Origin of the sequence: Flectobacillus major DSM 103, assembly GCF_000427405.1 — a bacterium.
In the GTDB taxonomy this organism is placed as follows: Bacteria; Bacteroidota; Bacteroidia; order Cytophagales; family Spirosomataceae; genus Flectobacillus; species Flectobacillus major.
Genome location: NZ_KE386491.1, coordinates 3414790 through 3440273, shown reverse-complemented (window position 1 = coordinate 3440273; position 25484 = coordinate 3414790). Strand labels below are relative to the sequence as shown.

At 37.8% G+C, this 25484-nt stretch carries 21 protein-coding genes; 10 read left to right on the top strand and 11 right to left on the bottom strand.

What is annotated here, in order from left to right; all coding sequences use genetic code 11:
- Positions 1–62: 62 nt before the first annotated feature.
- The 3 genes from nuoL to FLEMA_RS70790 all read right to left on the bottom strand — a co-directional run bounded on the left by nuoL (position 63) and on the right by FLEMA_RS70790 (position 3418).
- A complete protein-coding gene (gene nuoL, locus FLEMA_RS70800; protein ID WP_044174872.1) occupies positions 63–1964 on the bottom strand; it encodes an NADH-quinone oxidoreductase subunit L in 1902 nt (633 codons plus the stop codon).
- A gap of 70 nt (positions 1965–2034) precedes the next feature.
- Positions 2035–2364: an NADH-quinone oxidoreductase subunit NuoK gene (gene nuoK, locus FLEMA_RS70795; RefSeq protein ID WP_044172167.1), complete on the bottom strand. Its 330-nt coding sequence runs from the start codon at positions 2362–2364 to the stop codon at positions 2035–2037.
- A 238-nt stretch (positions 2365–2602) separates the two neighbouring features.
- Positions 2603–3418 carry a 3'-5' exonuclease gene (locus tag FLEMA_RS70790; RefSeq protein WP_044172166.1) on the bottom strand — a complete coding sequence of 272 codons (816 nt, stop codon included), beginning with the start codon at positions 3416–3418 and terminating at the stop codon, positions 2603–2605.
- Positions 3419–3702: 284 nt separating this feature from the next.
- Here FLEMA_RS70790 and FLEMA_RS0131055 point away from each other — a divergent pair, with 284 nt between their 5' ends.
- From FLEMA_RS0131055 to FLEMA_RS70785, 5 genes are all read left to right on the top strand, one after another.
- A complete protein-coding gene (locus FLEMA_RS0131055) occupies positions 3703–4674 on the top strand; it encodes a polyprenyl synthetase family protein (RefSeq protein ID WP_026996385.1) in 972 nt (323 codons plus the stop codon).
- 63 nt (positions 4675–4737) lie between these two features.
- Positions 4738–5370 (top strand): rhomboid family intramembrane serine protease, encoded by a 633-nt coding sequence (locus FLEMA_RS0131050; RefSeq protein WP_026996384.1) that lies wholly within the window; start codon positions 4738–4740, stop codon positions 5368–5370.
- A 70-nt stretch (positions 5371–5440) separates the two neighbouring features.
- Entirely contained in the window at positions 5441–6592 is a 1152-nt protein-coding gene (locus tag FLEMA_RS0131040) for a 1-deoxy-D-xylulose-5-phosphate reductoisomerase (protein WP_026997859.1), read from the top strand.
- Positions 6593–6670: 78 nt separating this feature from the next.
- The gene (gene rseP, locus FLEMA_RS0131030) at positions 6671–8056 is read left to right on the top strand and encodes an RIP metalloprotease RseP (protein WP_026996383.1); all 1386 of its coding nucleotides are present in this window, start codon (positions 6671–6673) and stop codon (positions 8054–8056) included.
- A gap of 4 nt (positions 8057–8060) precedes the next feature.
- The gene (locus tag FLEMA_RS70785) at positions 8061–8600 is read left to right on the top strand and encodes a DUF6702 family protein (RefSeq protein WP_052354146.1); all 540 of its coding nucleotides are present in this window, start codon (positions 8061–8063) and stop codon (positions 8598–8600) included.
- Here FLEMA_RS70785 and FLEMA_RS70780 read toward each other — a convergent pair.
- The 5 genes from FLEMA_RS70780 to FLEMA_RS70760 all read right to left on the bottom strand — a co-directional run bounded on the left by FLEMA_RS70780 (position 8584) and on the right by FLEMA_RS70760 (position 14579).
- Positions 8584–9651, bottom strand: a complete 1068-nt coding sequence (locus tag FLEMA_RS70780) for a 5-methylcytosine restriction system specificity protein McrC (protein WP_052354145.1) — start codon at positions 9649–9651, stop codon at positions 8584–8586. The two genes, FLEMA_RS70785 and FLEMA_RS70780, sit on opposite strands and share 17 nt — an antisense overlap.
- Positions 9652–9662: 11 nt before the next feature.
- Positions 9663–10994 (bottom strand): AAA family ATPase, encoded by a 1332-nt coding sequence (locus FLEMA_RS70775; protein WP_052354144.1) that lies wholly within the window; start codon positions 10992–10994, stop codon positions 9663–9665.
- A 109-nt stretch (positions 10995–11103) separates the two neighbouring features.
- Entirely contained in the window at positions 11104–12660 is a 1557-nt protein-coding gene (locus tag FLEMA_RS70770; protein ID WP_081681340.1) for an Rne/Rng family ribonuclease, read from the bottom strand.
- A gap of 687 nt (positions 12661–13347) precedes the next feature.
- Complete coding sequence (locus FLEMA_RS70765) at positions 13348–14202, bottom strand: tetratricopeptide repeat protein (protein WP_044172164.1); 855 nt, start codon at positions 14200–14202, stop codon at positions 13348–13350.
- A 92-nt stretch (positions 14203–14294) separates the two neighbouring features.
- The gene (locus FLEMA_RS70760) at positions 14295–14579 is read right to left on the bottom strand and encodes an HU family DNA-binding protein (protein WP_044172163.1); all 285 of its coding nucleotides are present in this window, start codon (positions 14577–14579) and stop codon (positions 14295–14297) included.
- A gap of 516 nt (positions 14580–15095) precedes the next feature.
- On the opposite strand from FLEMA_RS70760, the gene mutY reads away from it, so the two are divergent.
- The 4 genes from mutY (at position 15096) to FLEMA_RS0130830 (ending at position 19183) form a co-directional block, all read left to right on the top strand.
- On the top strand, positions 15096–16169 hold the full coding sequence (gene mutY / locus FLEMA_RS0130850; RefSeq protein WP_026997858.1) for an A/G-specific adenine glycosylase: 1074 nt from the start codon (positions 15096–15098) through the stop codon (positions 16167–16169).
- Between the two features lie 144 nt (positions 16170–16313).
- The gene (locus FLEMA_RS0130840; RefSeq protein ID WP_026997857.1) at positions 16314–16775 is read left to right on the top strand and encodes a single-stranded DNA-binding protein; all 462 of its coding nucleotides are present in this window, start codon (positions 16314–16316) and stop codon (positions 16773–16775) included.
- Positions 16776–16850: 75 nt separating this feature from the next.
- Positions 16851–18221: a gliding motility-associated protein GldE gene (gldE, locus tag FLEMA_RS0130835; RefSeq protein ID WP_044172161.1), complete on the top strand. Its 1371-nt coding sequence runs from the start codon at positions 16851–16853 to the stop codon at positions 18219–18221.
- Between the two features lie 29 nt (positions 18222–18250).
- Complete coding sequence (locus FLEMA_RS0130830) at positions 18251–19183, top strand: hypothetical protein (RefSeq protein ID WP_044172160.1); 933 nt, start codon at positions 18251–18253, stop codon at positions 19181–19183.
- Between the two features lie 232 nt (positions 19184–19415).
- On the opposite strand, the gene FLEMA_RS70755 is transcribed toward FLEMA_RS0130830, so the two are convergent.
- The 3 genes from FLEMA_RS70755 to FLEMA_RS70745 form a co-directional block, all read right to left on the bottom strand.
- On the bottom strand, positions 19416–19931 hold the full coding sequence (locus tag FLEMA_RS70755) for a DUF192 domain-containing protein (protein ID WP_044172158.1): 516 nt from the start codon (positions 19929–19931) through the stop codon (positions 19416–19418).
- Between the two features lie 57 nt (positions 19932–19988).
- Positions 19989–22301, bottom strand: coding sequence for an ATP-dependent helicase (locus FLEMA_RS70750; protein WP_044172157.1), 2313 nt, complete (start codon positions 22299–22301; stop codon positions 19989–19991).
- Between the two features lie 129 nt (positions 22302–22430).
- A complete protein-coding gene (locus FLEMA_RS70745) occupies positions 22431–24050 on the bottom strand; it encodes an acyl-CoA carboxylase subunit beta (protein WP_044172155.1) in 1620 nt (539 codons plus the stop codon).
- A 326-nt stretch (positions 24051–24376) separates the two neighbouring features.
- Here FLEMA_RS70745 and FLEMA_RS70740 point away from each other — a divergent pair, with 326 nt between their 5' ends.
- Positions 24377–25057 (top strand): response regulator transcription factor, encoded by a 681-nt coding sequence (locus FLEMA_RS70740; RefSeq protein WP_044172154.1) that lies wholly within the window; start codon positions 24377–24379, stop codon positions 25055–25057.
- The last annotated feature ends 427 nt before the right edge of the window (positions 25058–25484 follow it).

Below are 25484 nucleotides of genomic sequence, written 5' to 3'. Positions count from 1 at the left end.
TCTGTTGATCATTCAATTTAGAAAACCTCCTATTCAGGATGGTAAGAAACCAGTGAACCGTTTTAGCCCAATATAAAAGCTCGCAAGCTCCAAGCTAATATTACTGCAATAGATACTACCATAGCGAAAATATAATACCCTGTAGTACCATTCTGCAATAATCTAACTTCTGCCGAAAGCCCTTTAACAAGTTTTCCAATGCCTTCTACTATAAGGTCGATTACCAAGAACTCGATGGTCGAATAGAAGAAGTTGGATAAAACTGTAATTGGTTTCACAAACAATGAGTCGTACAGCTCATCAATATAAAATTTATTGTAAACCACTTTTTGTAAACCACTTTCAGTACCATCGGCTTCTGGCACAGCTTTTTTGCTGATATACATAACATAAGCCACTGCTGCCGAAACCACTGCTGCTACTACCGAAACAGCCATCAACATCTTTTCGGTAGACTCGTCTACTTCGTGTGCAGCACCGTGTGCTTGTGCAAACAATGGTGCCATAAACTCGGCAAGACTAGCGTGTCCTCCAAAAATGTGGGGTAAATTAAAGAATCCACCAACAGCCGACAATACCGCTAGTATCATCAATGGAGCTGTCATTGTAATTGGCGATTCATGCAAATGATGCTCTTGCTCGTGTGTTCCTCTAAATTCACCAAAGAATGTCAAGAACAACAATCTGAACATATAGAATGAAGTCATCATTGAGCCAATTACAGCAAATACCCACATGATTTTGTTATGCTCATATACATGAGCCAAAATTTCATCTTTCGAGAAAAAACCCGCAAATGGAGGAATACCAGAAATAGCAATTGTAGCAATCAAGAACGTCAGGAAAGTAATAGGGAGTTTTTTACGAAGCCCACCCATCGAGCGAATATCTTGTTCGTCGGACATTGCGTGAATCACAGAACCTGCCCCCAAGAACAACAAGGCTTTGAAGAAAGCGTGAGTCATTACATGGAAAAATGACGAAGAATAAGCCATTACCCCAAGACCCATAAACATATACCCTAACTGCGATACCGTAGAATAGGCCAAAACCTTTTTAATATCATTTTGGAGTAAACCAATAGAAGCAGCCAAAATAGCTGTTGCAAGACCAACCCATCCAATTACTTCGAGGGTATCAGGCGACAAACTGTACAAAATATTTGAGCGAATAATCATATAAATACCCGCTGTTACCATTGTAGCTGCGTGGATAAGAGCCGACACTGGCGTAGGGCCAGCCATTGCGTCTGGAAGCCAAGTGTACAATGGAATTTGAGCTGATTTACCCATTGCCCCTACAAAAAGGAGTAATGTGATAAACATCAACGTTTTATCGCCAGATTCATAACCACCTTCTGCTACTTTGCTGAATACTTCGGTGTATTCAATTGTACCAAAATGAGATATGATTAAGAAAATACCTAGCAAAAAGCCTAAGTCACCGATACGGTTCATAATAAAAGCTTTGCGAGCGGCATTTCCGTAGTTGGTATTTTTGTTCCAGAAACCAATGAGCAAATAAGAACAAAGCCCAACACCTTCCCAGCCAATAAACATCACAACGTAGTTTGAACCCAATACCAACAAGAGCATGAAGAACAAGAAAAGGTTTAAGAAAGCAAAAAACTTCCCAAAACCTTCGTCGTGGTGCATATAGCCAATCGAGTAGATGTGAATCAATGAACCAACGCCTGTGATAATGAGCAACATTAACAAAGAAAGCTGGTCAATCTGAAAGGACATTGCGATGTTCAGGTCGCCAATCGTAATCCAGTCAAATACATGAGCTATTTCGGGCTGTCCCGAGAAACTCGTAAAAAGGCTAAGAGCACAGGCAAAAGAGGCTAATGCCGCTGCCGAACCGATGATACCAACTAATGATTTGGGAACTCGACGGAATCCAATTCCGTTGATGAGGAAACCAATTAGTGGAAAAAGAGGGATAAGTACTGCTAATGACATAATTTTTAGAGCTATGAGCAGTGAGTATTGAGTGTTGTTATATACAAGCTCAAAAACCCACACCTGATAATTACCACTTTAATTTATTCAAAATACCCACATCTATAGATTGGATGTTGCGATAAATCATGACAATGATTGCTAATCCAACAGCTACTTCTGCTGCGGCAACAGCCATAATGAAAAATACAAAAACCTGACCTGAAGGGTCGGCTTTGTAAGAAGAAAAGGCTGCTAGTAGAAGATTGGCTGCATTTAGCATCAATTCGACTGACATAAAGATAATGATAGCATTGCGGCGAGTCAATACGCCAATAATGCCGATACAGAACAGTGCCGTACTGAACCACACATAGTAATTCAGCGGAATTTGTCGGATAACGTCAGGTATTTGTTGCATAAGTCTTTAAGTTTACGTGATTAGAAGAAGCCTAATTTTCTCCCTATTTAATCTATCATTGAGAATACCAAGTTTCCTCCAAACATTCAACTCTAAATGGTTAACCTCTGTTGACGAGGTACATTTGTAGTTCTTACAGTTTTCAGAAAATTCGGGGCAAAAATAAGGAATAATGTTTGAAAACTCGCTAAAATATGAACCAAATCCAAGCGTATTTTCATTATAAACATTTCCTGTACTATCTATTGTTAAATGCTCTAAGCTTTATTTCGGTAAGTTTGCGTTTGGTATCGAGTGGAAAATCACCTTTCATAATCCAATCATAATAAGATGGCTCGTCTTTCAATACCTGCAAAACTGGTTTTCCTGCGTGTTTTCCAAAGTTGATAACCTCGATGCCTTCACGGTTAAAAACAATGCGTTGGGCAAAATCTACTAGCTTTGAGGCCGTCAATTCATGAAGGGCATCCATGTCGTTTTTGATAGGCTCAAAATCTTCGCCTTTCTCATTTTTTATAACAACTCCCGCATATTTTTTGATTTGGGCATTTAGTATCTCCAACGTTGCAATAGTATCTGCTTCGGCCGAATGGGCGTCGATCAATTCTTTATTGCAGTAAAAACGATATGCCGCCGACAAGTTGCGAGGCTCCATCATGTGAAAAATCCGTTGAGCGTCAATCAAACGACGGTTTTTTACATCAAACTCAACATCGTTTCTCAAAAATTCCTCGACCAAAATCGGAACATCAAAACGATTGGAGTTGAAGCCTGCCAAATCACAGCCTTCCAAAAACTGAGCCATAGATTTTGCAATTTGCTTGAAGGTGGGTTCGTCTTTGATATCCTCATCATAAATTCCATGAACCAGCGACGATTCTAATGGAATTGGTATTCCTGGATTGACACGACGAGTCTTTATCGTAACGCTTCCATCAATATTGGCTTTGGCAATACTAATTTCTACGATACGATCTTTAATAACATTCACGCCTGTTGTTTCTAAGTCGAAAAAGGCGAGTGGTTTGCGAAGATTCAATTGATGTGTGAGCATAAGGCTTAGCCTCAGGTGAGGTGAGGCCTTGCAAAGTTAGCCAAAATAAAATTGATTCGTGTGTTGCGTTTCATTTCTTATTTCTATTTTTGGCAAAACATAACAAAAAATAAGTATTTTCAGTTATTTGTATTAAGTATAATCATTAGCGGTTTTTGTATTGATGGGCAATAATTCACCCGTTTTCTTTTGTAAACTATCTTAGCATTGAATTGTTTACTTGCTAAATCACTCATAATTCATAAAATAAAATAGCCATCCAATACAGTGGATTGGATTAAAGTATGACTACAAAATATTTCGTTCAAGCTTTAGAAGAAGAGTTTAAGCAACAACAGTACGGTAATAATCCCGTTGAATTATATGAGCCTATCAGGTATTTGATGTCACTTGGAGGGAAGCGGATGCGGCCACTTATGACACTCATGGCCACTGCTTTATTTACCGACGATTGGCAAAAGGCCGTAAAACCTGCTACTGCTGTAGAGGTTTTTCACAATTTTACCTTGATGCACGACGATATTATGGATAATGCCCCTTTGCGAAGAGGAAAACCTACTGTGCATGCCAAATGGAACAACAATACGGCTATTCTTTCGGGCGATGTAATGCTTGTGCAAGCTTACGAGCTGATGATGTACGTGGAAGACACTCAGTTGCGAAAAGCTTTGGTGAGGTTTAATAAAACAGCAGCAGAGGTTTGTGAAGGCCAACAACTGGACATGAATTTTGAGACCAGAGATAACGTTACTGAGGCCGAATATATCGAGATGATTAAGCTAAAAACATCAGTATTACTTGGCTTTGCCCTCGAACTGGGCGGTATTATTGGAGGGGCTAGCGAAAAATCGTGTGCCCATTTGTACGATATGGGTATTTGTATTGGGTTAGGGTTTCAACTAAAAGATGATTTGTTAGATGTATATGGTGACCCCGAAAAGTTTGGTAAGCAAGTAGGAGGGGATATTATTTCTAACAAAAAAACCTTTATGCTTATCGAAGCTATCGACAAAGCTACAGGCCAAACTCAGCAAGACCTCAACAGATGGCTCGAAGCCAAAACTTTTGACCCTATCGAAAAAGTTAATGCTGTTAGAGTAATTTATGACCAATTGGGCATTCGGCAATTGGCCGAAGCAAAAATTAATGATTATTTCGACAAGGCTTTTGACTTACTCAATACCCTCAAAGTGGAAGAGGAAAGAAAAGCTACTTTAAGAGCTTTTGCAGAGATATTGATAGATAGAGAAGTTTAATGTAAATTTGTAGATATAAACCATATAGCAGTCAGTCATCTGACTGCTTTTATTTTCTAGGAAATGACAGAATTATCGCTTACCGTTATTCTAATAGCCATAACCGTTGGTATTAGTCTTTTTGCTTTTAGAAACTACGATTTCTTGGGCAAATTAATTATGAATCCTTATCAGATTACCCGCAACAAAGAATATTGGCGATTTTTGACCTCAGGCTTTATTCATGCCGACTACGGGCATTTGTTTTTTAATATGTTTACCTTGTATTCTTTTGGGCAGTTTATGGAATATGTTTTTCAGCAAACTTCTGGAGAAATGGGGCAAATTTATTTCTTGATTTTGTATTTGGGGGGTATTATCGTTTCGGATATGCCAACATACTTCAAAAATAAAAACAACTATCACTATAATTCGTTAGGGGCTTCGGGCGGGGTGTCGAGTGTACTGTTTGCGGCTATATTGTTTGGGCCCACCCAAACGCTTCAAATTTATGCTATTTTGCCTGTGCCTGCGGTATTGTTTGCGGTATTGTACACATGGTATTCGATTTATATGTCTCGTCGTAATATGGACAATGTCAATCATTCAGCTCACTTATATGGGGCATTGTATGGTGTGATATTTACAACATTAGTATACCCAAAGGTTTGGTCGATTTTTATCTCTCAAATTTTACTTTGGATTCAATCATTCTGAGACGATATTTAAAATGCTCAAAAAGATTTGTTTAACTATTAAATAGACTTTTGGCAGAAGTATTCAATTTATGCAAAAAAGAAACATAGCCATTTTAGGCTCGACGGGTTCGATAGGTACACAGGCTTTGGAAGTCATTGAAGCCAATCTTGATATTTTTGAAGTAGAAGTACTTACGGCACAAAACAATGCCGATTTGTTGATTACTCAAAGTATTCAGTTTAAGCCCAATTGTGTAGTGATTGGTCACGAGGAATTGTACAACAAAGTATTTCAGGCTCTCGACCCTTTAGGTATCAAGGTATATGCTGGGGCTAAAGCCTTGGAATCGGTAGTACAAATGGAGGCTATCGATATTGTTCTTACCTCTATGGTAGGCTATGCTGGCTTATTGCCTACTATCAGAGCTATAGAGGCAGGCAAACATATTGCTTTGGCCAATAAAGAAACCCTTGTAGTAGCTGGCGAGCTAATTACAAAACTGGCTTTGGAAAAAGGAGTTCGTATTTTTCCTGTCGATTCCGAGCATTCTGCTATTTTTCAATGCCTCGTTGGCGAGTTCCATAATCCTATCGAAAAAATCATCTTGACTGCTTCTGGAGGGCCTTTCCGTGGCAAAAAAAGAGAAGAATTAGCCAAGGTTACAAAAGCTCAAGCGCTGAAACATCCCAATTGGGTAATGGGGGCAAAAATTACGATAGATTCTGCTAGCTTGATGAACAAAGGCTTGGAAGTGATTGAAGCTAAATGGCTTTTTGACCTTACTGCCTCACAAATCGACGTAGTTGTGCATCCACAGTCTATTATTCACTCGTTGGTTCAGTTTGAGGATGGTTCTATCAAAGCTCAATTAGGCTTGCCCGATATGAAGCTTCCTATTCAGTTTGCATTGGGTTTTCCGAATAGAATAAAATCCGACTTTCCTCGTTTTGACTTCATAAATTACCCAAATCTCACATTTGAGCAACCTGATAAAGAAACATTTCGTAACTTGCAATTAGCATTCGATGCTATGGCTCGGGGCGGTAATATGCCTTGTATCTTGAATGCTGCCAACGAAATAGCTGTTGCGGCTTTTTTAGAAGATAAAATAGGTTTTTTACAGATGTCAGATTTAATTGAAACTTGTATGGCAAAAGTAGAGTTTATCAAGAGTCCGTCGCTCGATGATTATATTCAAACAGATGCTGAAACCAGAAAATTTGCAGCCACATTACTTTAAATATTTAACAGAAAAATTTAATTGAAAAAAGTATTAGTTCAGACAATCAATATTTTAACTAATACTAATAGCTAAACAATGGAAGGACTAGTGAAGGTTGGACAGCTTATTTTAGGGCTGTCAATTTTAGTAAGTTTGCACGAATTTGGGCATTATATCACTGCTAAGTGGTTCAAAATGAGAGTAGAAAGGTTCTACCTGTTTTTCGACTTTCTATTCCCAATTCCCACCGTTTTAAATTTTGCTCTCTTCAAAAAGAAGATTGGAGAAACAGAATATGGCCTTGGTTGGTTTCCGTTGGGGGGGTACGTATCTATTGCTGGTATGATTGATGAAACTCAGGATGCCTCTAAGCTTGCAGCTGTACCTGAGCCTTGGGAATTTAGAGGTAAACCCGCTTGGCAACGCCTTATTGTGATGTTGGGTGGGGTGATTGTCAATGTGATTCTTGGAATACTGATTTTCTTTGGTATCAATTATCACCAAGGAAATAACTATTTGGCCAAAGAAGAAATCAACAAAGCTGGTATTTATGCTGGTGCTTTGGGCAAGGAGGTTGGTTTCCGAACAGGCGATAAAATCCTGAAAGTAAATGGTAAAGAGTATAAGGAATATAGCGACATCACAGGTGCTGTACTCGACGATAAGCCTACTTATACTGTTGATAGAAATGGCCAAATCGTGGAAGTGGCTATTCCTGATGATTTCTTGAATAAGTTATCCGACCAAAAAAGCGAATTTATTCAGCCTTTGTATGAATTTAAGGTAGCTAAGGTTACACAACCTGCTGAACCTTCATTTTTGGATAAACTATTGAATAAACAACCCGCTCAGCCATTGCCTGCTTTTACGGCTGGTATGAAGGATGGCGACAAAATATTGGCTGTAAATGGTACGCCTGTAAAGTATTTCCAGCTTTTTAGAGAAGAACTTCTCAAATACAAAAATAAGCCTGTGGCATTAGCCATTTTGCGTGATGGTAAAGTAGATACCCTTAAAATGACGGTTACTCCAGAAGGTACTGTTGGGTTTGCTACTGAATATATCATCAAAAAATCACACGAGGATTATGGCTTAGGACAGGCTTTTGTGGTGGGGGTTCATGATGCCTTTGATGTAGTGTGGAAAAATATTCAGGGTTTCAAAAAGATTTTTTCTGGACAAGTTCGTGCCGATAAGGCTCTGAGTGGCCCTTTTGAAATTGCTGATATGTATGGCTCTCACTGGGATTGGCTCAATTTCTGGAGCTTGACAGGTTTATTATCAATGGCATTGGCATTTATGAATTTGTTGCCAATACCTGCCCTAGATGGTGGACATGCCTTATTCTTGATTTTTGAAATTGTAACGGGTCGACCGCCATCAGAAAAGTTTATGGAGCGTGCACAACAAGTAGGTACAATTATTTTGTTGGGCTTGATGGTTTTTGTTTTAGGAAACGGAGCTTTCAAAAAGTTTTTCTAGTAATATGATACTAAAAAATCAAAAAAATAATGCAAAACCTGTAGGAATATCTTACAGGTTTTTGCTTTTAGGATGTATAATAGTGGCTTCTTTGGGGGCCTTCAAAAAACATGCCTTTCATACTAGTATTACCGAAATGCGTCATAACCCCAAAGAGAAATCTTTTGAAATTAGCTTACGGGTATTTAAAGATGACCTAGAGTCGGTACTGACACGAGATAACCAGAATAAAAAGATTGTATTGGATAAAACTGACAAATATGATGCTTTGATAGATAAGTATATTCAAAAGCATTTTGCGGTGCTTAATACTCGCAATCAACGATTGCCTTACCAACTACTAGGAAAGGAACAAGAGGGCGATGCGATGTGGCTCTATATTGAATTACCTATCAATGAAGCTATCAATGGTATTAAGCTACAAAATGATGTATTGATCGATATGTTTGACGATCAAACCAATATTGTGAATATCTTTTACCAGAACGATAAAAAGTCTTTTATCTTTAATCAAAAAAATAGGGTATTTACAGTATCTTTTTGATTGATAACCCCTTTGGTAAAATGCCTGAGGGGTTTGTATTTTCTTCTACAATCTTTAATAGGTCACTATGAATGGCTTGCCATGGCTGAGCCAAATTGATAGTTTCTACCCTGATTTGATGTGATTCGTAGGAATACCTCAGACTCAAATGTTGCTTTACGGTAGGGTATAATAAAATTCCTTCAGCGTGGGGGTCGGATTGATTTTTGAGATAAGCAAAAAGCTGGTAAAGATTTTCTGTATGGATTTTTTCTGTACTGAAATAGCTACTTAGGGTTTGGGTGTAATATTTGGTGTCGATAATAATTTTTCTGCCAGAAATAAAGAGCATACTAATATCGGTTTGCATTTTGGGCAAATAATTCTTCTGTTCTCCTTCTAGTTGCCAGTGTAGCCTTTCCCGAAACACACGAACACCTTTGAGTTCTATTTTGTAGAAATTACGGGTGAAGTCTTCAAATAAATAGGCCATTTTCTTTTCATCTTGGAAGAAATCTCGAAATAAAATTTCATCACCTTTTTCTGAAATCATACTTTGGGTAAATAATAGCTCACAGATATGCAATAAAAAAGTATAAGTGGTGTCTCGCTGGCACTGTAAAAAAGCCCTAGGGAAAATGTCTTGGTGCAACTGAATTTCATCTACTTGCGACAACTTTCTAACTTCTAATTGTAACTCACGGTGCAAGGTTGCTGGAATACTGGCAATACGTGTAAGCCTAATAAGGCTTGTTTTTAGTACCTGATTGACTAATATATTGGACGAATATTCGTCAAACTCACAATAGGCATATCCTTTGGGGAACGCATTTGCGAGAAGCGACTGATTGAGATTAATTTTGCCTTTGATACCTTGAAAATAATGCAGCTTGTCGTTGTAGTGGCTAAAGTAGCCTTTTTGCCAAAGTACTTTGATTTCTTTGAGTAATACCGAGCACAACAATTCATAAATATCTTTTTGTCCAGCTGTGCCTGCCAATACCAGATTTCGTTGTTCGAGTCGGTTCCAAGCATAACAAAGTAGAAAATAAATATTTTCGATAGGTATCATGGTATTATTTTTTAGGCTATTGCCAGTAAATCATTGATAGCTTCTTCAGCTTTTTCGTGTTGGTCAAACCAGTATTCTTCTAGTAACGGGGCTATTTCGAGTTGAATAATGCGTTTGTACCATTTTTGAGGGTTTTCTCCCATCGGAAAATTGGTAAAGTAGCTATGACCAATCTGAAAGCTTTTTTGGAGGTTGCGGTCTTGACTGATTATTTGATTAAGAGCGGTCAATTTTTCGATAATCCTATCAATAAAAGCGTTGTCTAAACCCTGACTATTAAGGTAGTTTTTGAACTTGCTATTAAATAGCGGTTCTAGGGTAATAAATGCAAACCTACGCCGAAGAGCATAGTCGATAATGGCCAAAGAGCGGTCGGCGGTATTCATTGTACCAATAATATGGAGATTTTCAGGTACAGAAAACGCCTCAGAATCTTTGTCGCCATAAGTCAAAGGAATTTCATTGGCTCGCCCTCGCTTATCTGATTCAATGAGTAAAAGGAGTTCTCCAAAAATACGGCTCAAATTTCCCCGATTGATTTCATCAATAATAAAAAAATGGTCGATACCAGCATTGCGTTGAGCTAATCGGCAAAATTCGTAGAAAATACCATTTTTGAGCTTAAAGCCACCATCACCGTCGGGACGAAGCCCTTGGATGAAATCCTCGTAAGAATATGACTGGTGAAATTGTACCATCTTTAGCCGAGAGTCGTCTTGTGTACCAATAAGCGTATAGGCCAATTTTTTGGCAAGAAAGGTTTTTCCGACACCAGGAGGGCCTTGCAAAATGATATTCTTTTTATAGCGAAGAGTATCTATAATGTCATCAAATTTATCATCGTTGAGAAACAAGTCGGTAAGAGCATCATTTTTTTCATAAGGAATCACAATATTTTCACGGTGGCTAGATTCCTTCTGGAGGTCTATCATAGCCTGAATAGCCTCAAATTCATCTTCGGTAAGTTTAAATAAACTTCCTTGGTTATTTTTGAGGATTTCGGAGTCTTTAAAAAAATGAATTTGTTTGAGTTCAGCCCATTCGATAGGTTGAGGAATTTTGTCTTTAATGGTAAAGCCAATCGTTTCACCAAATTGAGGGTCGAAATGCAACGGCTCAGTAATTTCGAGAATAGCCTTTATTTGCTTGATAGGAGTTGATTCATAACCAATCATTAAATCCCCTTTTTGAACACTTCCAAAATTTTTGTAAATACGACGTTTATTGCCAAACTCATTGTGCGAGGCAAAAAGCTGAGCTTGATTAAAACGCATTGAATCAAGAGACCCTATTTTGGGATTGACATTAAGCCACCAATAATTTCTGTGAGTTTTGAAAGACATAGGGCAAATATAAGTATTTGGGTAGCTTTAGGCAATAAGTACAACAGATACGAATGAAAAACCCGCTTACACAAGTGCAAGCGGGTTTTATCGTTATTTCATAAATGTACTAACCATTGAGTTCTATTTCTTCTCCGTGGTTGTTATGAAACTTGAAATCGGTAACGCCAAATGAGCTATCCTGAATAAGGTTTACCCAAGTTTTGTATTGAAAATACCATTTTAATCTACGAGAAAAAAGCCCTTTTGTAAAGTAAGCATACAAAAATGGATGTAATACAATAGTGGGTTTCTTTTCGTTTTGTTTACTAACAATATGTTCTAAGTGATGTTCTATTACATCAGAAACAATAATGCTAGCAGTGATTTTGCCAGTTCCTCCGCAAGTTGGGCAGTTTTCGGCCGTCACAACATTCATTTCTGGCCGAACCCTCTGCCTGGTGATTTGCATCAAGCCAAACTTGGTTAGTGGAAGAATTGTGTATTTAGAACGGTCAGACTTCATTTCCTCCTTCATAATATCATGGATCAGCTTTTTGTTTTCAGCTTTCTTCATGTCGATGAAGTCGATAACGATAATACCGCCCATATCACGCAATCTTAATTGACGAGCAATTTCTTTGGCAGCCTCAATATTGACACTCACGGCGGTAGCTTCTTGGTCTTCTTCGCTATTTGATTTATTGCCCGAGTTAACATCAATTACATGCAACGCTTCGGTGTGTTCAATAATCAAATAGCCCCCAGCAGGTAAGCTTACTGAGCGGCCAAAGAGCATTTTGAGTTGTTTTTCGATACCGTATTGTTCAAAAACCTTGGTTTTACCTTGGTGAAGTTTTACGATTCGTTCTTTTTCTGGAGCAATATGCTGTACATAAGCTCGGGCTTCTTGAAACAATTCTGGTGTATCAACGATAACACTATCAAAATTTTCGTTCAATAAATCTCTGAGCATCGACGTAGCACGGCTCATTTCACCAATGACTTTGTCACGAGGTTTGGCCGACCTCAAAGCCTTCATTCCCAAATCCCATTTAGCCAAAGATTCCTTCAAATCTTTATCAAGCTCATCTACGTCTTTACCTTCAGCAACAGTTCTAACAATAACACCGAAATTAGCAGGTTTAATCGACGACATCAATTTGTGTAATCTTTGTCTTTCAGATTTAGCTGTAATTTTCTTTGAAATATTGACTCCATTAGAAAAAGGTACAAGAACCGTAAATCGTCCAGCAATTGAAATATCGCACGACAATCGGGGGCCTTTGGTCGAAATAGGTTCTTTCACAACTTGTACAAGGATAGGCGTATTTTTGCCCAAAACCTTGTCGATTTTGTCGTGTTTATCTATTTCGGGTTCAAGTTTAAAGTTGTCTAATCTTCCAGAATTAAGCCTTCCAGCGATAACATCTTTGGTGAATTTATTCAAGGAATTGACATTGGGCCCAAGGTCATGGTAGTGCAAGAAAGCATCTTTTTCATAACCAATGTCGATAAAGGCCGCATTCAATCCCGTCACCATCTTCTTTACTGTTCCGAGATAGATATCCCCTACAGAAAAGTGTGGCTCGGACTCCTCTAAGTGATACTCCACAATCCTTTTGTCTTGCAAAAGAGCAATGCGGTCACCTTTGGGAGTCGAATTGATAATTAATTCGTTACTCACAGGTGATTGAAGGATTAGAAGTGAATAGAATAAGAATGTATATGGTCGCTGTGAGTTGCGGCAAATAGAAAATCAATATAATCAGACATCATATAGAAGGGTTCGTGCCCAATGTAAAAAACGCTATTGGATAATGTAATATACTTTCCAGTTGGATTTTACAAGAGGGGAGTCATTGAAGAATCAATGAGTTTTGGATAAAAGTGAGTCTATACTCTGTTAATTTGAATTGACTTTAATATCGGTGACGTATTGTTGGAATGTGTCTATGCTAATAGGCAATAGGCAACGATTACCAAGCTGTCATGACCAAATAACTGTTCCATTTACTATAATAACTACGATGGTTTGGAGCAATTAAATATTGTTTAGACCGAACAATCTCACAAAAACGACAAAAACAGGCAACTTTCTAAACTAGAAAATAGCCTGTTTTACAGTAATTAGCAACTAAGGATTAGCACTACAAAATGCACTAATCCTTAGTTACTGATTACTTCTTCTTATGTCTATTCTTTCTAAGACGCTTCTTTCTTTTGTGTGTTGCAATCTTGTGTCTTTTTCTTTTCTTTCCGCAAGGCATGACTTTAAAAGGTTTTAAATGTTATGAAATCTGTTTGAGTTATTTCTAGTTTTGATTCCGTTTCGGGCACAATTTAGCCAGAAAGTAGGAACTTACCCAGAAACTTATTTTAATTTTGATAAAATTTCGTTTGCTGCAGCTTTTTCCTGAGGATCTTTAGTGTTGGCTAGTACTTTCTCAAGAATTTTCCGAGCTTCTTCGTTTCGGTCAAGTTCGGCTAAACAATATCCTAAATTTAAGGCAGCCTTAGCATTGGCAGGGTTAATTTTAAGAATTTGTTTGAAACGTTCTACCGCTTTTCCAAACTGATTTGACCTAATCGACAATATACCTAAGTTGAACAATGCTGGTTCAAATTCTGGTTCTTTGGCAATTACTTCTCTCAACAACATAATACCCTGCATGGGGGTAGAAGTTGATACATAAGTCATAGCCATATTGGTTTTGGCCAAGAGGTTATCAGGGTTTTTATTCAAAACATCTTGATAAAGAGCTCTAGCTTTTTCCCCCATTTTAGCACTTTTACCATTGTCTACAGCATACGTGAAAGCTTCATAATATAAATCAGCCGCTTTCATGATATTACTTTCCGAGGCATCTAACTTTACTACTTCTTCTGCATAATATGCAGCACTATCATACTTTGTAAATTCTGTGAAACTTGCAACAAGCTTGTTTGCTAGCTCGATTTTACCTTTCTTGTCAGAACTACCCAAGAACTTGGCCCTTAATTCATCCACAACTTTTGATTGCTGTGGTGTTAGAGCACTACCATGGTCTTCGTCGGTGTCAGTATGCGTTTCAGTTGGCTGAACCGCCTTGTCCCTATTTGCAGTAGCCACTTGAGAAGGTTGTTCAAGCGTCTTTTTCTCATCGCTGACTACTACTTTGGGAAGGCTGTACAATGCACCAACTGTACCAATCGCAACCACAATTATGAGGATAAAAGACTTTTGCATTTCCTGAATGGTTATCTGTTATAGGCTATCTGTTATCAGGAAATAGTTCATTAATAACTGATAACCGATAACTGATACCTTATTTCCAATGATTACTTAGCGTTAGTTTTAACTTGCTCAACAAAGATTTTAGCAGGTTTGAAGCTAGGGATAAAATGCTCGTCAATCACAATTGAAGTGTTTTTCGAGATGTTACGAGCAACTTTCTTAGCTCTTTTCTTGTTCACGAAGCTACCGAATCCACGTACATAAATAGGTTCTCCATCAGCCAAATTATCTTTAACTACTGTGAAGAATGACTCTAAAGTACTTGATACATCTGCTTTGTCAATGCCCGTCTTGTCTGCGATTTCTGCGATTACGTCTGCTTTTGTCACTTTTTTAAAAATTTTAGGAGTTAATAAAATATGATATACAATGGCTGTTGATTGCGATAAGTTTCTAAAAAATTCAGTTGAATTAGCATCAACTTACGTTGAATTCAGTGAATTTTGCTAACTCTCACAGCATCAAATTATAAGCCCCTGATTATTAAGGGTCACAAAGGTACGACTTTGGTTTGAATTATGAAAGAATCAATAAACAAATGTCATAACTTTTTTTTCGTAATTGCTTAATATTTAGCTATTTGAATACTCATTAGAAAATCAATCTAATTCTTTGTTCTTGTTTTTCTTCTATTTTTACCTCGTTTTTCAACCGTTCTTTTTTCTGAATAACAAAATTTTACCACTTCTTCTACTTAGCGATTACGCAATTATGGCCTCTGTTTTTCGACGAACTATTTTGGCTTTGGATTGTTAAAATTAAATAACGGAAAATCCCTTGTTTCGTGTACTATCTTTGTACATGGTTAATCCATATTTGTTATTCACTCATTATTTTAGATTCTTTTGGAAAATAATTTTTTCTCTCAAAAACTCATCAATTGGTACAATTCATGTAAAAGGGATTTGCCTTGGCGAAATACTCGTAACCCTTATTATATATGGCTTTCGGAAGTAATTTTGCAGCAAACCCGAGTTGTACAGGGAATGCCCTATTATTATAAGTTTATAGAAGCGTTTCCTACGGTATTTGATTTGGCCAAAGCCGACGAAGCCGAAGTGCTTAGGCTTTGGCAAGGGCTTGGGTATTATTCGCGTGCACGCAATTTGCATGCTACCGCCAAAATAGTAGTCGAACAGTTTGGGGGGATCTTCCCTGATTCTTATGAAAAGCTCTTAACTTTGAAGGGGGTAGGTACATACACCGCAGCAGCTATAGCCTCTTTTGCCTATGACGAAAACGTGGCCGTTTTAGACGGCAATGTGTATCGTGTATTGGCAAGGGTTTTTGGTATTGAAACCGATATTTCGGGAAATGATGCTAAAAAAGTTTTTTCGGAATGGGCCAACACACTATTGCCTGAAAAAAACGCTAGTACACACAACCAAGCCATCATGGAGTTTGGAGCGGTACAGTGTACCCCAGGTATGCCCTCTGCTTGTATGTTTTGTATTTTTGCAGATCAATGTGTAGCTCGCTCTGAGGGAAAACAAACGATATTACCTGTCAAAACTAAAAAGGTAAAAGTACGTGAGCGGTTTTTTCATTATATTGTAGTAGAACAACAACAGCGATTTTTGATGAACAAGCGTATCAATAAGGATATTTGGGAAGGAATGTTTGATTTTTACCTTATAGAAGCTACCGAGTTGATGGGCCTCGAAAAATTACTCGAAAAAAATGAGTTCTTATCTCAGCTCCTTCAGCATGGCTTAATCGAAAGTGAATCAGCTCTTTATACGCATATTTTAACACATCAAAGAATCCAGACAAAGTTTTGGTATATAAAACTTAATGCAGACTTTTCTCTAAATTTGCCAGAGAATATACAGTTTTATTCGCTCGATGAGGTAGAGGCTTTACCTAAATCTACCTTGATAAACAACTACTTAACTCAAAATATGGGTATTATATCTTAATAATCAAGCCAAAAGACTATTGGAGTTTGAATGCTTTTTTGTTAAATTGACTCATGTTTCTGTGACTACCAGTACACCTTGGCGTAAAAACAGATATTATATGACTTTTTTAATATAAAATTATACTTTAAAATCACGAAACAAATGGCTGGCGTAAACAAAGTTATTTTGCTGGGCAATCTTGGCTCTGACCCTGAGGTTCGAGTATTGCCAAGTGGCACAAAGGTTGCTAATTTTAGCATTGCTACATCTGAAACTTATACAAACAAAGAAGGTGTACGTGTAGAACAAACCGAATGGCATCGAGTTGAGATGTGGGACAACCTTGCTAATATTGCAGAGCAGTATTTGAGAAAAGGAAATCCTGTGTATGTGGAAGGGCGTATCCGTACCGAAGAATACGTAGATAAAGACAATATTACTCGCAAAACCATGAAAATTAGAGGTACTGCTCTAACCTTGGTAGGAGGTAAAAATGACAATAGTAACAATGAGTCTGGTAGTGTAGCTCCACAACAAGCTGCTCCTGCCCCAAGGCCCAACCCTGTAACACCACCTACTCCAGCATTTGATGCAGGCGATAGTGGCGACGACTTACCTTTCTAAAGGTTCATCGTTTGTTGTGGGTTATTATCATAAAACATAACCCACAACTTATGTTTAACTAAACAAACCAAACTCTTGGAAACTCGATTATCTGACGATTATCACCCGATTAGGGTGCTTTTAGCACAAGTTGAAAGCACCTCCTCGTACAGCGTTTATGGCATTGACGCACTTATTCTTGTAGCTCTATTGGGGCTTTCTGCATTGTTGGCAGGTTCGGAAGTAGCCTTCTTTTCTTTATCGGCCGAAGAGCGTGTTGCTTGCCGTGAAAGTGATAGTAGTAGCGAACGCACCATCGCCAAGCTCCTCGACAAACCTCAACAGCTATTGGCTACTTTGCTGATTTTTATCAATCTTGTCAATATTACTTTTGTTACGATTTCTACTTTTTTGACAGAGCAAATTCTGGGAGAAAAAGAAAAAGAAGGGCTTGTGGCTACTCTTATTCTATTGGTAGGGGTAACATTTATCATTACCTTTTTTGGCGAACTGATTCCTAAAGTTTGGGCTCAGCAGAATAACCTACGATTTGCCAAATTGACAGCTCCTCTTATTGATATTGCTACTTTTGTTTTTAAGCCTCTTTCTTCGTTATTATTGGGTATTAGTAATATTATCGAAAAAAGGGTAGAACGAAAAGGCTATACCATTACAGCCGATGAACTGAACCACGCCCTCGAAATTACGACAGGACAAGGGACGTCGGCTCAGGAAAAAGATATATTGAAAGGAATTGTCAACTTTGGTAGTACTTCGGCCAAAAGTGTCATGCGTCCTCGACGTGATGTAACGGCTTTTGATATTACTTTAGACTTTCATGAGTTGATGGACAAAATCAATAAATCGGGCTACTCTCGTGTGCCAGTTTATAAAGAAACTATTGATAAAATAGAAGGGGTATTGTATATCAAGGATTTATTACCTCATATTGAGAAAAATGAGTATTTCAATTGGCAAGAATTGATTCATCAGGCATTTTTTATTCCTGAAAGTAAGAAAATAGATGACTTGCTGTACGATTTTCAAGAGAAAAGAGTACACATGGCTGTTGTGGTAAACGAATATGGTGAAACCGAAGGCATTATTACGATGGAAGATATTATTGAGGAAATCGTGGGTGATATCAACGACGAATACGATGAAGAGGAAGTAGGATATAAGCTTTTGGAAGATGGCTCGTTTGAGTTTGAAGGAAAAGTAACACTAAATGATGTTTGTAGGGCGTTAAGTATAGATAACGACTTTTTTGATAAAGCCAAGGGCGAAAGCGAATCTTTGGCGGGTTTACTCATCGAGCTGTTTACTCGACTACCACATGCAGGTGAGGAAATTGACTTTGATAAATTTAGATTTAGAATTGCTTCTGTAGACACTCGCCGCATAAAAAGGGTAAAGGTGACTATTAGAACCGAAGAAACCGATGAAACAAGCAGAGAACTTACCTAGTCGTACTCTTTTGCGAAACACATACTTTAATGAAATTACTGTATAGTATACTGATTTTAGGATTGCTAATTTCTTGTGACGACAATCCTACGCCTATTGATACTCCTATTGATACTTTTGAGGCTGGTGCTAATGTAGGCTCGATCCAGAACAAGGCTTTGGATGAAGCATCGGGTATTATAGCTAGTTATACTAACCCTGGAATGCTTTGGGTTCATAATGATAGTGGCGATTCAAATAGAATTTTTCTAATAGATAATAAAGGACAAGGGACAAAAGAGTTTTATTTGGAAGGTGCAACTAACCGTGATTGGGAAGATATTGCTATTACGAAGTTTGATGATGGTAATTATTTGTACATAGCTGATATAGGTGATAACAATGCCCAATACCCAAGCTGTACAATCTACCGTGTATTAGAACCCAATACAAGCAGCCAAACGGTTCAGGCTTCTTCAAAAATTACGCTTACTGGTGTAAAAGCCATTAATTTTGTGTATCCCGATGGCCCGCGTGATGCTGAGTGTATGATGATTGATCATGCCACAAAAGATATTTATATTTTGTCGAAACGAGAAAATAAACAACGTTTATATAGATTGAAATATCCACAATCATATACCCAGACAACAACAGCCGAATTTGTAGAAGAGGTTTCTTTTTCTACAGCCATAAACCAACTCTTTTATATTACTGCTGGCGATATATCGCCCGATAATCAAGAAATTTTGGTTCGTAATTATGGTCAGATTTTTCATTGGAGGAGAAAAACTGGTGAGACTCTCCCACAGGTATTGCTTCGTCCTGCTTCTTTGACCAATTATAATTATGATGCTTCAAAAGAGGCACAAGGCGAAGGTATTTGCTTTTCTTTGGATGCCAAGGGGTATTTTACCATTGGCGAAACTACCGATTATAATCTTCCTGTAAATTTGTACTGGTATGCCCGACAAACGAAATAGGAATGAGAAAACCTAAATATGTGTCATTCTGAATTGCGGGATAATTTGCAATAGAGACCTGTTGTTAGTATTTATTGGAAAAAAATATATAACTGTTAGGCTATTAAACAAACAAGGCGGTCGAAAAACTAATTTCGACCGCCTTATTTGTTCTAAATATTCGGGATGACTTCCATTTTTATGTTACATTTCAGAATCACTCATTCTCTTCACTGTATAGGATAAAATAATACTATTGAATCTTGAAATCAACTTTATCGCCTTGCTGAATCCCATTTCTTTGGCAGTATCCAGCATTTACTTCTAATACATATTGAGCTTCTTTGAGAGAAGGAATAGCCTCTTCAGAAAAGGGTGTGCGGTTAGCCTGAATCGTAAGAATTTGTTTTTGACTATCTAAATACAGAATGTCTAAGGGAATATATGTATTTTTCATCCAAAAGCTGCGTTCTTGGCTATCGGGAAATACAAACAGCATTCCACAGCTATCGGGCATACTTTTACGATACATCAAGCCCTGCGTCGTTTCGGCTTCGTTGTCGGCTACCTCAATGGTTAGTTGTTTGTTATTTTTCAAAAAGACTAATTCCCCTTCTTTGACAAAAAGAGGTTCATTAGGTACTGCATTGGTTGGGTTATTACTAATTGTGCTTACTTCATCATCTTTCCTAAAAATATTGATGAGTTTGGGTATCATACTTCCAAACAATAATAAACCTACAAAAAGAAGAATAACAATTTTTTTCATGATGTTTACAAATTAAATAATCCAATAACGTATAAAGCGGCCATATCCTTGTATCATTTATGAGAGAATCCTGAGTTTGGCAAAACTTAATAGTAATGTTTTTTCGCCTACACCTCCTTCAAACACAATGATAGCTTTACGGTCGTTACCATTAATATCCATTTTTTTGACAGTACCAAAACCAAACTTTAGGTGTTCCACTTTGTTGCCTTCCTGCAAATTTCGGGTATCGCTAGGTGCAAAATCAGGAGAAGGTACATAGCTAGCTGGAGCGGCGTTTACACTGGTCTTTTTCTGAATAAGGCTAGAAACAGGCGTTGGGTTATTATTGGTGATGGTAGAAGATACTGGTTTGTCTACCTTTCTGACAAATCCCTGAGGAAGCCTTTGTGTCTCTTCGACAGCTCGTCTGATATTTTTCGCAAACTGTAGATATTTTGGGTCTATTTCATCAAGGAAACGGCTTGGTTCACAAGGTTTTAGGCGGCCATACTGGTATCGGCTTTCGGCATACGACATTACCAGTTTTTTCTCGGCACGAGTAATGGCTACATAAAATAATCTTCGTTCTTCTTCTAAATCGGCTCTGCTTTGTAGCATCATTTGGCTAGGGAAAAGGTCTTCTTCCATACCAACTACATATACATGATTGAATTCTAGCCCTTTAGCCCCGTGAATCGTCATCATTGTAACACGGTCGTTGTCGCCATCGGGGTCGTCGTCGTCGGCTGTTGTGAGTAAAGAAACTGTTTGAAGAAAACTCGACAAAGATTTATCTTCAACATCGGGGTTATCGACAAACTGTTTGATAGAGTTGAGTAATTCCTGTACGTTTTCATATCGAGAAAGCCCTTCTACTGTTTTGTCCTCGTGTAATTCTTTCAGCAAGCCCGAAGCCTTGGCCACATGAGCCGCTATTTCGTAAGCGTCTTTTTGCTGAACCTCGACCAATAATTTGAAGGATTTGATTAAATCAGCAAAACCCTCGATGGTATCGGCAAATCGCCCAGCCTGAAACAGGCGGATATTGGCTACAATTTCCCAAACGGGTACTTGTTGTTCGGCGGCGGTAATTTCAATTTTGGCAATAGTGGTATCGCCTATACCTCTTTTAGGAAGATTAATAATACGTTTGAAAGCCTCCGAATCTCGTTGGTTAATAATAAAACGGAGGTAGGCCAATAAATCTTTGATTTCACGACGTTGATAAAACGATAAGCCCCCAATAATACGATATTTGATATTGAGTTTGCGAAGGGCTTCTTCAAAAGCCCGCGATTGGGCATTGGTACGGTACAAAATAGCAAAGTCTGTATTGCGTAACCCTAATGCCATTTTTGCTTCAAAAATATTGGTTGCAATCAATCGTCCTTCCTCATTGTCGGAAGCTGCCTTAATTAAATCAATAGGCGAACCTTCTTCATTTTCTGTAAATACCTTCTTTTTGAGTTGGGCTTTGTTTTTGGCGATAACCGAATTGGCTGCTTGAACAATATTGTTGGTAGAACGGTAATTTTGTTCAAGCTTGATAGTTTCCATGCCTGGATAATCTTTTTCAAGATTGAGAATATTTTCGATATTTGCCCCACGGAAAGCGTAAATAGATTGAGCATCGTCGCCAACAACCGCCAAATTGTTGTGCATAGCGGCCAGTTTTTTGATAATCAAATACTGAGAAACGTTAGTATCCTGAAACTCATCTACCATAATGTATTTAAACTTACGCTGGTATTTATCCAAAACCACAGGGTGGTCTCTAAACAAAATATTGGTATTGAACAACAAATCATCGAAGTCCATAGCATTAGCTTGAAAGCAACGTAAAGCGTATAGTTTATAGAGCCTTCCCATTTCTGGAAGTTTGGCTGCGGCATCGTCGGCCTGAATAATAGGGTTGTTGAGGTACTCGTCGGGGCCGATAAGTCGATTTTTGGCTCCAGAAATTCTATTGAAAACTACATTGGGTTTATAAACCTTATCATCAAGTCCTCTTTCTTTTACGATACTTTTGATAAGAGATTTAGAGTCGTCGGTATCGTAGATAGAAAAGTCGGAAGTATAACCAAGGTGTTTTCCTTCAAACCGAAGAATTTTAGCAAAAATAGAGTGGAATGTACCCATCCAAAGGTTTTTGGCATCATTACCTACAACCTTCTCAACCCTTGTTCGCATTTCGCCTGCGGCCTTATTGGTAAAAGTAAGTAATAGAATCTGGAAAGGGTCAACGTCATGCTCAAGCAAATAAGCTGTACGATAGGTTAAGACACGTGTTTTGCCCGACCCTGCACCCGCAATAATCATCAATGGCCCATTAATATGCTGTACCGCTGCCCGCTGCGGTTCGTTCAAGCTTTCTAAATAATTCATCATGAATAGATACACTTAATATATAGAAGCCATCAATTTGCTATTGGGCAAATTGATGGCTTGTGGTTCAAACCTTTTTCCAAAATTACAAAAAAAAGAGAAGAGGAAGGGCTTTGTGACAAATAACCTCTGCTAGGTTTGAATAACTCCAACATTGAAGGCTTTTTCGATAGGGGCATTATTGGCTGCTTCGATACCCTTTGCAATCATCTTTCGGGTATCTAGTGGGTCTATAATTTCATCAACCCAAAGCCTCGCCGCCGCATAATACGGAGTAGTTTGGGTATTATATCGGTCGATAATTTCTTTAAGAATATGCTCTTCTTCTTCTTTCGATACCTCTTTTCCTTGATTCTTCATAGAAGCTATTTGGGTTTGTAAAAGTGTTTTGGCCGCTTGTTCACCACCCATCACCGCAATTTTGGCCGAAGGCCAAGCATAAATAAAGCTAGGGTTATAAGCCTTGCCACACATAGCATAATTGCCAGCCCCATAAGAATTACCAATCACAATCGTAATTTTAGGGACTACCGAGTTGGCTACCGCATTTACCATTTTAGCTCCGTCTTTGATAATACCAGCGTGTTCCGAGCGACTACCAACCATAAAGCCCGTAACATCCTGCAAAAAAACTAACGGTATTTTCTTCTGGTTACAATTCATAATAAACCTAGCAGCTTTATCAGCACTATCATTATAGATAACACCACCAATTTGTACCTCACCTTTGGCACTTTTGGTCACTAACCGCTGATTGGCAACAATACCAACAGCCCAGCCATCTATTCGGGCATATCCACAAATAATAGTTTTGCCATAATCTTTTTTGAATTCATCAAATGCCGAATCATCTACGAGGCATTCAATAATCTCTAACATATTATAAGGCTTGGTTCTGAGTTCAGGCAGAATGTCATAGAGTTCTGTCTGATTTTTGAGAGGAGGCACAGGTGTTACTCTGTTAAATCCAGCCTTTGAGGTATCTCCTAATTTACCAATGATACGTTTTACTTGGTCGAGGCACTCTTGCTCGGTTTTAAATCTATAGTCGGCATTACCCGACAGCTCTGTGTGGGTAATAGCTCCGCCCAAAGTTTCAGCATCTATATTTTCGCCAATGGCCGCTTTTACCAGATAAGGACCCGCCAAAAAAATAGAACTTTGTTCTTCTACCATTAGTGTTTCGTCCGACATAATCGGTAAATACGCACCTCCAGCCACACAACTTCCCAAAACAGCCGATATTTGGGTAATACCCATAGCACTCATAATAGAGTTATTATAAAATACACGACCAAAATGTTCTTTATCTGGAAAGATTTCATCTTGCATCGGTAAGAAAACGCCAGCACTATCTACCAAATAAATAATAGGAAGCCGATTTTGTAATGCAATTTCTTGTAATCGAAGATTTTTTTTACCCGTAATCGGAAAATAAGCCCCAGCTTTTACAGTTTGATCATTAGCCACAATCATACATTGCCGCCCAGACACATAGCCAATTCCCCCTACAGTGCCTCCAGCAGGGCAGCCACCATATTCTTGGTACATCCCAAATCCTGTGAATGCACCAATTTCCAGAAAATCAGATTGAGCATCTATCAAGTACTCAATTCTTTCCCTAGCTGTCAGTTTACCTTTTTCATGCTGTTTGGCAATATTCTTTTGTCCACCACCCAGTTTTATTTTTTCAAAATGTAGATTTCGTTCATTTACTAATGCCCGATTGCTTGCTTGATCCATCGTTGTCATACGTTCTTGATAGTTTTGTTTGTGTTGATGAAATATACTGAATAACGCTTAATTACGTTGGTACTATATTTATAAAGTAGTACCAATGAAATAACCAGTATAACTTTGTCAAGTTACATAAAATATGTAAATATTAACAAATTGTATATTTTGACCAAATAGAGTACATTAGTAAATTATTTAATAAAGCCTGTCCTCATGTAGTTATAGGTTCAATTCTGTGATATATTTAGGTATCTGATTCATTTGATTATACTTTCAAATGCCTTCTATTGAATATTTATATACAATAAAACGAACAACCTTCACAATTAAAATTATAAAGAATGACTAAAATATTGCTTGTAGAGGATGACGAAAGCCTCGGATTTGTAGTAAAAGACAACTTAGAGCAAGAAGGATATGATATAGATTTACAAGTAAATGGCAAAGCAGGCCAAAGAGCATTTCAGCAAAACCAATATGATATATGTATCTTCGATGTCATGTTACCCGAAATGGATGGTTTTACCCTTGCCGAATACATTCGTAATATAGGTAGTGAAATACCGATTATTTTTCTGACGGCCAAATCGCTAAAAGAGGATAGAATAAAAGGCCTGAAACTAGGTGCCGACGATTATCTGACAAAACCTTTTAGTATAGAAGAATTAGTATTAAGGATAGAAGCTATTCTTAAACGTACAGGAAAGAAAACAGTTCAGGCTAGTGGTGTACAAAATCTAGGGAAATATTCTTTCGATAGCAAAAACCTCAAATTAATTATTGGCGATTTTCAGCAAGAACTTACACATCGTGAATCTGATTTGCTGGCGTTTTTGGTACAACATAAAAACGAAACGCTTTCAAGAGATAAAATACTCATAGCTATTTGGGGTGATGATGATTATTTTAAGGGACGAAGTTTGGATGTATTCATTACAAGGCTCAGAAAATACCTTAATAAAGATGAGAATATCAAATTGAGTAATGTCCACGGAGTTGGTTTTCGATTAGAAGTCGCTTAAATATAACGAAAGAGTATTCTGTAGAAAAAAAACAGAATACTCTTTTTTATCATTAGACTTTATCACGGTTTCAGAATTAGCATAAAAAAAGGCTTGAATTTTTTAGATTTGTAGTCGCAAAACCAAACAAACTAAAAAAGACGAGCCATGTACAAAATTAACACATTAACTACACTTAATCATAGCGAATACACACATTTATATTCAGTTTTTTGTCCTCTTATGGATGAACGAGTTAGCAACTATACCCTCAAAGGGACTTTAGGCAAGTACAGACAAGTTAAAGAATCTAAGTTAAGTAGCCTTTATGGGAATGAAGCTAAACTAAAGTTCATTTTGCAATACTTAAAGCAAAACCCTAGTCAATCATTTATGGCAGAGTATTCTGGGATATGCCAGTCAAAAGTAAGTGAATGGATCTAGTATC